Annotated in this window: 8 protein-coding genes; 7 read left to right on the plus strand and 1 reads right to left on the minus strand. The window is 70.2% G+C overall.

What is annotated here, in order from left to right; all coding sequences use genetic code 11:
* Positions 1–78: 78 nt before the first annotated feature.
* On the plus strand, positions 79–501 hold the full coding sequence (locus ACNFOC_RS43790) for an Rv3654c family TadE-like protein (protein ID WP_416964592.1): 423 nt from the start codon (positions 79–81) through the stop codon (positions 499–501).
* Here the strand turns inward: ACNFOC_RS43790 and sftH are convergent.
* Positions 389–2,920: a DNA 3'-5' helicase SftH gene (gene sftH / locus ACNFOC_RS43795; protein WP_416964586.1), complete on the minus strand. Its 2,532-nt coding sequence runs from the start codon at positions 2,918–2,920 to the stop codon at positions 389–391. The two genes, ACNFOC_RS43790 and sftH, sit on opposite strands and share 113 nt — an antisense overlap.
* Positions 2,921–3,000: 80 nt before the next feature.
* On the opposite strand from sftH, the gene bldG reads away from it, so the two are divergent.
* From bldG to ACNFOC_RS43825, 6 genes are all read left to right on the plus strand, one after another.
* On the plus strand, positions 3,001–3,342 hold the full coding sequence (gene bldG / locus ACNFOC_RS43800) for an anti-sigma factor antagonist BldG (protein ID WP_003975386.1): 342 nt from the start codon (positions 3,001–3,003) through the stop codon (positions 3,340–3,342).
* A 118-nt stretch (positions 3,343–3,460) separates the two neighbouring features.
* Positions 3,461–3,898 carry an ATP-binding protein gene (locus ACNFOC_RS43805; protein ID WP_416964587.1) on the plus strand — a complete coding sequence of 146 codons (438 nt, stop codon included), beginning with the start codon at positions 3,461–3,463 and terminating at the stop codon, positions 3,896–3,898.
* 279 nt (positions 3,899–4,177) lie between these two features.
* Positions 4,178–6,583 carry a sodium-translocating pyrophosphatase gene (locus ACNFOC_RS43810; protein WP_416964588.1) on the plus strand — a complete coding sequence of 802 codons (2,406 nt, stop codon included), beginning with the start codon at positions 4,178–4,180 and terminating at the stop codon, positions 6,581–6,583.
* Positions 6,584–6,842: 259 nt separating this feature from the next.
* A complete protein-coding gene (locus tag ACNFOC_RS43815) occupies positions 6,843–7,421 on the plus strand; it encodes a small secreted protein (protein ID WP_416964589.1) in 579 nt (192 codons plus the stop codon).
* A 183-nt stretch (positions 7,422–7,604) separates the two neighbouring features.
* Entirely contained in the window at positions 7,605–9,125 is a 1,521-nt protein-coding gene (locus ACNFOC_RS43820) for a DUF7059 domain-containing protein (protein ID WP_416964590.1), read from the plus strand.
* A gap of 203 nt (positions 9,126–9,328) precedes the next feature.
* Positions 9,329–10,180, plus strand: an 852-nt coding sequence (locus ACNFOC_RS43825) for a serine/threonine-protein kinase (RefSeq protein ID WP_416964591.1), incomplete at its 3' end; no start/stop codon positions are given.

Here is a 10,180-nt window from a genome sequence, read left to right on the forward strand (position 1 = left end):
GCCGTGAGGTGTCCTAACGGCGCCCTACGGGAGGTGATTCCGGCCCTGGGGCGGGTGATTCCCGCTCTGGGGCGGCATATGAGGTCCCGTCACTCGGACCGTGGGGCCGCCACCGTGTGGAGTCTCGGGGCGATGGCCGTGATGTGTGTCGTGTTCGGGGTCGTGCTGGCCCTGGGGCAGGCCGTCGTGGCCCGGCACCGGGCGGCCGGCGGTGCGGATCTCGCGGCGCTCGCGGCGGCCGACCACTGGGCGGAGGGCGGTACGGGGGCCTGCGCCCGGGCGGAGCGGGTGGCGCGGGCGCAGGGGACGCGGCTCGTGCGGTGCGCGGTCGTGGGCGAGACGTCGGACGTGACGGCGTCGGCGGGCGGGGGACCGTTCGCGGCGGAGGTCAGGGCACGGGCGGGGCCTGCTGGACCGGTACCTCCACCGGCGCCTCCCCCCGCGTCTCCGGTGCCTCCGCCGGTCCCCGCGCCTCCGGTGCCTCCCGCAGAAGCTCCGTGAGCAACCGCACAGCCCCCCGTTTGTGCAACGGCTCGTTGCCGTTGCCGCACTTGGGGGACTGGATGCAGGACGGGCAGCCGGCGTCGCACTCGCAGGAGGCGATGGCCTGGAGGGTGGCGGTGAGCCAGGCGCGGGCCGTGTGGAAGGCGCGCTCGGCGAAGCCCGCGCCGCCGGGGTGGCCGTCGTAGACGAAGACCGTCGGCAGCAGTGTGTCGGGATGGAGGGGGACCGAGACTCCGCCGATGTCCCAGCGGTCGCAGGTGGCGAAGAGGGGGAGCATGCCGATCGAGGCGTGTTCGGCGGCGTGGAGGGCGCCGCCGAGGATCTCGGGGTTGATGCGGGCGGCGTCGAGTTGGTCCTCGGTGACCGTCCACCACACGGCACGCGTGCGGAGCGTACGAGGAGGGAGGTCGAGTTTCGACTCGCCGAGGACTTCGCCGGTGATGACACGTCTGCGGAGGAAGGAGACGACCTGGTTGGTGACTTCGACGGAGCCGTAGCACAACTTGCCCTGGCCCCAAGGGACTTCGACGTCCGTCTCCAGGACGGAGATCGCCGTGGTGTCGCGGGCGACCGTCGAATAGGGCGGGCTCGCCTCCTCGACCAGGGCCACCGAGTCCTCCAGGTCCAGGGAGCGCACCAGGTATGTGCGGCCCTGGTGGAGGTGGACCGCGCCCTCGTGGACGGTCGCGTGGGAGGCGGCCTCGTCGACCGTGCCCAGGAGGCGGCCGGTGCCGTTCTCGACGATCTGGACCGGCTTTCCGCCCCCGCCGCGGATGTCGGTGAGATCGGCGGCCCGTTCGCGGCGTGTCCAGTGCCAGGCCTTCGCCCGGCGGCGGAGCAGCTTCGCGGCCTCCAGTTGCGGCAGCAGGTCCGCCGTCGCCGGGCCGAACAGGTCCAAGTCGTCGTCGGTGAGCGGGAGTTCGGCAGCCGCAGCGCACAGGTGCGGGGCCAGGACGTACGGGTTGTCCGGGTCCAGGACCGTGGACTCCACCGGCTGGTCGAAGAGGGCCTCCGGGTGGTGGACGAGGAACGTGTCCAGCGGGTCGTCGCGGGCCACCAGGACGGCCAGCGCCCCCTGTCCGGAGCGTCCGGCGCGGCCCGCCTGCTGCCACAGGGAGGCGCGGGTGCCCGGATAGCCGGCGATCAGGACGGCGTCCAGGCCCGAGACGTCGATGCCGAGTTCGAGGGCGGTGGTGGCGGCGAGGCCGAGCAACTCGCCCGAGTGGAGGGCGCGTTCGAGGGCGCGGCGTTCCTCGGGGAGGTAGCCGCCGCGGTAGGCGGCGACTCGGCGGGCCAGGGAGCGGTCGACCTCGGCGAGGCGTTCCTGGGCGATCAGCGCGATCAGCTCGGCGCCGCGCCGGGACCGTACGAAGGCCACCGAGCGCACGCCCTGGACGGCGAGGTCGGTCAGCAGGTCGGCGGTCTCGGCGGTGGCCGTACGGCGGACCGGGGCGCCCTCCTCGCCGTGGAGTTCGGTGAGCGGGGGTTCCCAGAGGGCGAACACCAGTTCACCGCGGGGCGAGGCGTCGTCGGCGACCTCGACCACCGGGAGGCCGGTGAGGCGGCGGGCGGCGACCGAGGGCTCGGCGGCGGTCGCGGAGGCGAGGAGGAAGACCGGGGAGGAGCCGTAGCGGGCGCAGAGGCGGCGCAGACGGCGCAGCACCTGGGCGACGTGGGAGCCGAAGACGCCCCGGTAGGTGTGGCACTCGTCGATGACGACGTACTTCAGGGACTTCAGGAAGGAGGACCAGCGCGGGTGCGAGGGCAATATGCCGCGGTGGAGCATGTCGGGGTTGGTCAGGACGTAGTTGGCGTACTGGCGGACCCACTCGCGCTCTTCGAACACAGTGTCGCCGTCGTACACGGCCGGGCGAACGGCATTGCCCAGCGGTTGTGAAAGTTCCTTCACGGAGCGGAGCTGGTCGGCTGCCAGGGCTTTTGTGGGGGCCAGGTACAGGGCGGTGGTGCCGCGGCCGTTCGGCGCCTCGGAGCCGTCCAGGAGCGCGGAGAGGACCGGTACCAGATAAGCCAGCGACTTGCCCGAGGCGGTGCCTGTGGCAACGATCACTGACTCGCCGTCGAGGGCGTGCTCGGCGGCCTGTGCCTGGTGGGCCCAGGGGTGTTCGATACCGGCTTCCTGGACGGTGGCGATCACCTCCGCGCGAATCCGGTCAGGCCAGACGGCATGGCGGCCCTCGCGCGGGGGCAAGTGCTCCGTATGAGTGATGCGCGAAGCCCGGCTCGGTCCCGACGCCAGCCGGTCCAGGACCGTGCTCGGCGAGAGGCCGGACACGGGGTCCGCCGAGGGTCGGTCGGTTCGCTGATTCTTGGCCATCGGCACCGAGTGTGTCACTGGCGTGACGGACAATGGAGCCAAGGCGTCGTGCACGCCCTGCGGTAAGTGATTGAATGCCATCGCGGCTGGCGAACCGTCCTGGGGGCTCTGCCGAGGTGTCCCATGGGATGACCGCTCGATAGCAAGGTGCTGGAGGATCCGTGGACCTGTCCCTGTCGACCCGTACCGTCGGCGATCGTACGGTCGTCGAGGTCGGTGGAGAAATCGACGTATATACCGCGCCCAAGTTGCGCGAACAGCTGGTCGAGCTGGTGAACGACGGGAGTTTCCACCTCGTCGTGGACATGGAGGGAGTCGACTTCCTCGACTCCACCGGGCTCGGTGTGCTGGTCGGCGGCCTGAAGCGGGTGCGTGCCCACGAGGGCTCGCTGCGCCTGGTCTGCAACCAGGAGCGCATTCTGAAGATCTTCCGTATCACCGGCCTCACCAAGGTGTTCCCGATTCACACCTCGGTCGAGGAAGCGGTGGCGGCCACCGACTGACCGACCGTTCCGGGAGCGGCGTGTGACCGCTCCCCGATCGGCCGTATAGACGACCGGTGGACCGGGCTTTCGGCAGCCCGGCCCTCCGACAGCACGCCCGTAGTCCCGAGGGGGATGCATGGCCACCGTTGAACTCCGCTTCAGCGCGCTGCCCGAGCACGTCAGGACCGCCCGACTGGTGGCGGCAGCGGTTGCGCGCAGGGCCGGAGTGGACGAGGCCGTACTCGACGAGGTCAGACTCGCCGTCGGCGAGGCCTGCACCCGTGCCGTCGGGCTGCATCAGAGCAGTGGGATCACCGCCCCGGTGAAGGTGCTGCTGATCGAGGAGGAGAAGCAGTTCTCCATCGAGGTCGGCGACGAGGCACCACGTTCGGCTCCCGGCGACAAGGCGCCCGGGTCCCTGGGCGACGATCCGGACGCGGAGACCGAGGAGGACGAGATGGGCCTCGCTGTCATCAGCGGGCTCGTCGACGATGTCGAGGTCACCGCGGGGGAGCACGGCGGATCGATCCGTATGACCTGGCCGACCACTCCGCCGGCCGCGCCGCTCTCCTGATTTCTGAGCCGTTCCCGCTCAATATCATTACCCCGAAAGGCCCTACTGAGTAGGGCCTTTCGGCATGTCCGGCCCCGGGTGACAGTCGTACAGTGATCACGTACAGCGTTTTCGTGAATTCATTCACGATCAGTCCGCCGGTAATTTGATCAAGTGCCAATGCTTTTAAGGCATTACTATGCGAAGGCCAATTCCGTTTGCCGCGCACTGTTTTGATCAGGTTCCGGTACCTACAATCCGTCCACATCTTGAGCTCAGCACAGGCGTCAAGGAGGACGAATGGCGGGGCTTTCTACCCCTCAGCAGTTTGACCACCCCACAACCTTCGCAGCCGCAGTCCTGACCGACGACAACCGCATCCTCGTGATGGTGATCGGCCTCGTGGCGCTGGCAGCGCTCGTGGTCGCGGGCATCCTGGTCCGCGAGGTACTCGCGGCCGGCGAGGGCACCGACAGCATGAAGAAGATCGCGACGGCGATCCAGGAGGGCGCCAACGCCTATCTGGGACGGCAGTTGCGCACGGTCGGCGTATTCGCCGTGATCGTTTTCTTCCTGCTTCTGCTGCTGCCCGCAGACGACTGGAATCAGCGCGCCGGACGATCGATCTTCTTCCTGATCGGTGCGGTGTTCTCGGCGACCACCGGCTATATCGGCATGTGGCTCGCCGTACGCAGTAATGTCCGCGTCGCCGCGGCGGCCCGGGAAGCGACCCCCGCGGAGGGTGAGCCGGAAAAGGATCTCACCGCCGTCTCGCACAAAGCAATGAAGATCGCTTTCCGCACGGGCGGCGTCGTCGGCATGTTCACGGTGGGGCTCGGTCTGCTGGGCGCCTCGTGCGTGGTGCTGGTGTACGCGGCCGACGCGCCGAAGGTGCTGGAGGGATTCGGCCTCGGAGCCGCCCTCATCGCCATGTTCATGAGGGTCGGCGGCGGCATCTTCACCAAGGCCGCCGACGTCGGCGCCGACCTGGTCGGCAAGGTCGAGCAGGGCATCCCGGAGGACGATCCGCGCAATGCCGCGACCATCGCCGACAACGTGGGCGACAACGTCGGCGACTGCGCGGGCATGGCGGCCGACCTCTTCGAGTCGTACGCCGTGACGCTGGTCGCCGCGCTGATCCTCGGCAAGGCGGCGTTCGGCGACTCCGGGCTCGCCTTCCCGCTGCTCGTGCCGGCGATCGGTGTGATCACCGCCATGATCGGGATCTTCGCGGTGGCGCCGCGCCGGACCGACCGCAGCGGCATGTCCGCGATCAACCGGGGGTTCTTCATCTCCGCGGTGATCTCGCTCGTGCTGGTGGCGGTCGCGGTCTTCGTCTATCTGCCGTCGTCGTACGCCGACCTCGACGGTGTCACCGACGCGGCGATCAAGGTCAAGGACGGCGATCCGCGGATCCTCGCGCTCGTCGCCGTGGCCATCGGCATCGTGCTCGCCGCGCTCATCCAGCAGCTGACCGGCTACTTCACGGAGACGAACCGCCGTCCCGTGATGGACATCGGCAAGACCTCGCTCACCGGCCCGGCCACCGTCATCCTCGCCGGTATCTCGCTGGGCCTCGAATCGGCCGTCTACACCGCCCTGTTGATCGGTCTCGCGGTCTACGGGGCGTTCCTGCTCGGCGGCGCCTCGATCATGCTGGCGCTGTTCGCGGTGGCGCTGGCCGGTACCGGTCTGCTCACCACGGTCGGCGTGATCGTCGCCATGGACACCTTCGGGCCGGTCTCCGACAATGCGCAGGGCATCGCCGAGATGTCCGGCGACGTCGAGGGCGCGGGCGCGCAGGTGCTCACCAACCTGGACGCGGTGGGCAACACCACCAAGGCCATCACGAAGGGCATCGCCATCGCCACCGCCGTCCTGGCGGCGTCGGCGCTCTTCGGGTCGTACCGGGACGCGATCACGACCGGCGCGCAGGACGTCGGCGAGAAACTGTCCGGGCCGGGCGCGCCGTTGAACCTGATGATGGACATCTCCCAGCCCAACAACCTGGTCGGGCTCATCGTCGGCGCCGCGGTCGTCTTCCTCTTCTCCGGGCTGGCGATCAACGCGGTCTCCCGGTCCGCCGGGGCCGTGGTCTACGAGGTGCGGCGGCAGTTCCGCGAGCACCCCGGGATCATGGACTACTCCGAGACACCGGAGTACGGCCGCGTCGTCGACATCTGCACCAAGGACGCGCTGCGCGAGCTGGCCACGCCCGGTCTGCTCGCCGTGCTCACCCCGATCGCGGTCGGGTTCACGCTCGGCGTCGGCGCGCTCGGTTCGTTCCTCGCGGGCGCGATCGGCACCGGCACGCTGATGGCGGTCTTCCTCGCGAACTCGGGCGGTGCCTGGGACAACGCGAAGAAACTCGTCGAGGACGGCAACCACGGCGGCAAGGGCAGCGAGGCCCATGCCGCCACGGTGATCGGCGACACGGTCGGCGACCCGTTCAAGGACACCGCGGGCCCGGCCATCAACCCGCTGCTGAAGGTGATGAACCTCGTCGCGCTGCTCATCGCGCCCGCGGTCATCAAGTTCAGCTACGGCGACGACAAGAACATCGGGGTGCGGATCACGATCTCGGTGCTCGCGTTCCTCGTGATCGCCGTCGCGGTGTACATCTCCAAGCGGCGCGGGATCGCCGTGGGGGACGGGGACGACGCCGAGAAGCCGGCCAAGGCGGCGGATCGGGCGGTCGTTTCGTAGGCGGACCTACGGGGATCGGCGCAGGGGTCCTACGGGGCTCAGGCCGACGGTCCTCCGAGGCTCGGTTCAACGGGCGGGCGGGCGGCGCGAGTTGTGGGCGCCGCCCGCCCGTTCTGTCGGTGTTCAGACCCTCGCCGTGAGCCTTCTCTCGCTTGGTGCAAATGGCTTCAAAAGGTCTCCTATCGGACCTTAGGCCCGGAGGTGCGGCCCGTCCGCCGTGTATGTTCCGGGGCCGAGAGCCATGGAAGGGACCAATCCGGTGAACAAGAAGCTCGCGGCCGCACTGTCCGGCGGTGCGGTACTGGTACTGGGGCTGTCGGGATGCGGCGGCAGCGGCGACGACAGCGACGCCAAGCTGGACGCATGGGCCAAGCAGGTCTGCGTCGCCGTGCAGCCGCAGGCGAAGAAGATCGAGGCCGCCAACACGGCGATCCAGAAGGAGACCTCGGACAACAGCACCCCGGAAGAGGTCCAGAAGACCGACTCGCAGGCCTTCCAGGACATGTCCGACGCCTACAAGGCGATCGGGGCCGCCGTGAACACCGCCGGGGCACCGGACGTCGACAACGGCGCGAAGAAGCAGCAGGACGCGGTCAAGGAGCTCAACGACATCTCGACGTCGTACGCCACCCTGAAGAAGCAGGTGGACGTGCTGAACACCAAGGACCAGGCGAAGTTCGCGGACGGCCTCAAGGACATCGCGACCTCGCTGGACAAGCTCAGCACGAGCGGGAACGACGCCCTGAAGACCCTCGAAGAGGGCGATGTCGGCAAGGCGATGACCAAGCAGGAGGCCTGTAAGACGGCGACTCCGGCGGCTTCGTCGTCGGCGGCCTGACCTCTTCTGGAATCGGCCTCTCCTGTAGGCAGCGATTTCGGGAATCGGCCTCTCCTGTAGGCCGCGATCTTTCAGTTGCTGAAAGATGCCCCGGTACGCGTGCGTGCCGGGGCCTTCGCATACGCGGGGGTCCTGTCGGTCGGTGCCACGCGTGTTGTCGGTGCGAGCGGCCACAATGGGGGTGTGAGTAACTCCAGCCTGCCCACCCTGCCCGCATCCGACCGCCCGGAGGTCGCCGCCCGGCTCCGGGACGCCCTGCTCGGCGCCGCCTTCACCGCCGACGGACTGCTCGAACTGCTCGGTGCCCCCGCGTACGCGGCGCTGGCCCGCAGCGAGACCGTGCCGGCCCTCCGGGCGACCAGAGGCGACACCCCGCTGGAGACGCTGGTCCGGCTGTTCCTGCTCCAACAGCCCGTGCCGCACGCACGCGTGGCGGACGTGCTGCCCGTCGCCGAGTGCGTGGCGAGCGGGTGGCTGGCGTCCGTCGGCGCCGACGAGGTCGCCGCGACCGTGGACGTACGGCCGTACGGCGGGCCCGACGGTGAGGACTGGTTCATCGTGTCCGACCTGGGGTGCGCGGTCGGCGGGGCCGGCGGGATCGGCAGCCGGGAGGAAGGCGTCGTCCTGGGGGTGGGCGGCGCGTCCACCACGCTCGCGGGCATCACCGTACGGACGCCGGTCTCCGCCGCGCTCGACCTCGGCACAGGGTCCGGCATCCAGGCGCTGCACGCGGCCCGGCACGCCACGCGCGTGACGGCCACCGACCTCAACCCCCGTGCCCTGCACATCACCGCGCTCACCCTCGCGCTGTCCGGAGCGCCGGCCGCGGACCTCCGCGAGGGCTCGCTCTTCGAGCCGGTCCGGGACGACGAGACGTACGAACTCATCGTGTCGAACCCGCCGTTCGTGATCTCGCCGGGTGCCCGGCTGACCTACCGCGACGGCGGGATGGGCGGGGACGATCTGTGCCGGTCGCTCGTTCAGCAGGCGGGGGACCGGCTGCGCGAGGGCGGATTCGCGCAGTTCCTCGCCAACTGGCAGCACGTGGAGGGGGAGGACTGGCAGGACAGGCTGCGCTCGTGGGTGCCGCGCGGGTGCGACGCCTGGATCGTGCAGCGCGAGGTCCAGGACGTCACGCAGTACGCCGAGTTGTGGCTCCGGGACGCGGGCGACCACCAGGGCGACACGGCCGCGTACGAGGCGCTCTACGACGCGTGGCTCGACGAGTTCGAGGCGCGCAAGGTCAAGGCCGTGGGCTTCGGCTGGATCACCCTGCGCAGGACGGGCTCCGACGCGCCCTCGATCACCGTCGAGGAGTGGCCGCACCCGGTCGAGCAGCCGCTCGGCGACACCGTGCGGGAGCACTTCGACCGCGTCGACTATCTGCGCGCCCACGACGACGCGGCCCTGCTCGCCGCCCACTTCAGGCTCGCCCCCGAGATCATCCAGGAACAGGTCGGGCTGCCCGGCGCCGAGGACCCCGAGCACGTCGTGCTGCGCCAGCACCGCGGCATGCGCCGGGCGACCAAGGTCGACACGGTCGGCGCGGGCTTCGCCGGCGTCTGCGACGGCACGCTGAGCGCGGGCCGCATCCTCGACGCCATCGCCCAACTCGTGGGCGAGGACCCGGTCCTGCTGCGCGACCGGACGCCGGCGCAGATCCGGCTGCTGGTGGAGCAGGGGTTCCTGGAGCCGGTCGCCTGACCGCCCTCGCCGCGCGTCAGGCCCGAGACGGCGGCCGTCACGCCTGAGGCCAGTCCGCACCACTGAGCCGCATGTGTCCTCGTCCGGCGTGATTGTTCGAATCAGTGCGGAAAAGCCCTCTTGTCAGTGGCGGGTGCGAGGCTACCTTCGGAGACAGGTTCCACGCGTCCTCGGGGGAGGCGCGCCGTCTCGGGGGAGGCGTGATGGCCGGGGATACGCCGGAACAGGGCGAGGGCAGGGTGGTCAACGGGCGCTACCGACTGCTGCGCATGCTCGGCGCGGGCGGCATGGGGCGCGTATGGCTCGCGTACGACGAGGAGTTGGCGTGCGAGGTCGCCGTCAAGGAGATCTCGCTGCCGGACGTCCCGACGGGTGCGGGCGAGCCCGCACAGCGCATCGCGCGGGCCCGTAGCGAGGCACGGCACGCGGCCCGGCTGCGCGGCCATCCGCATGTGGCGACCGTGCACGACGTGGTGATCCACGAGGGTCTGCCCTGGATCGTCATGGAGTACGTTCCGGACGGCGTCGACCTCCAAGCGGTCCTACGGCGTTCGGGCCCGCTGCCGCCCGCCCGGGTGGCCCGCATCGGGCTCGCCGTCCTTGACGCGCTCACCGCCGGGCACCGCATCGGCATCCTGCACCGGGATGTGAAACCGGCCAACATCCTTCTGGCACCGAACGCTTCGGGCGATCCGTACGCGCGCGTGCTGCTCACCGACTACGGCATCGCCCTCCAGCCCGAGTCCCACGAACCCCGCCTCACCGCCACCGCCGGCATCCTCGGCACACCCGGCTACCTCGCCCCGGAGCGAGCCCGCGGCGAGCCGCCCACCCCGGCCGCGGACCTGTTCTCCCTGGGCGCCACGCTGTACGCCGCCGTCGAGGGTCGCGGCCCCTTCGACCGCCACGGGGACTTCGCCACGCTCACGGCCCTGCTGGGCGAGGAACCGACCCCGGCCGTCCGCGCGGGCGAACTGGCGCCGGTACTCCAGGGGTTGCTGGTCAAGGACCCGGTGCTGAGGTCGGCACCGGAGACCGCGGCGCGGGGGTTGGAG

It is taken from the genome of Streptomyces colwelliae (genome assembly GCF_048158785.1).
In the GTDB taxonomy this organism is placed as follows: domain Bacteria; phylum Actinomycetota; class Actinomycetes; order Streptomycetales; family Streptomycetaceae; genus Streptomyces.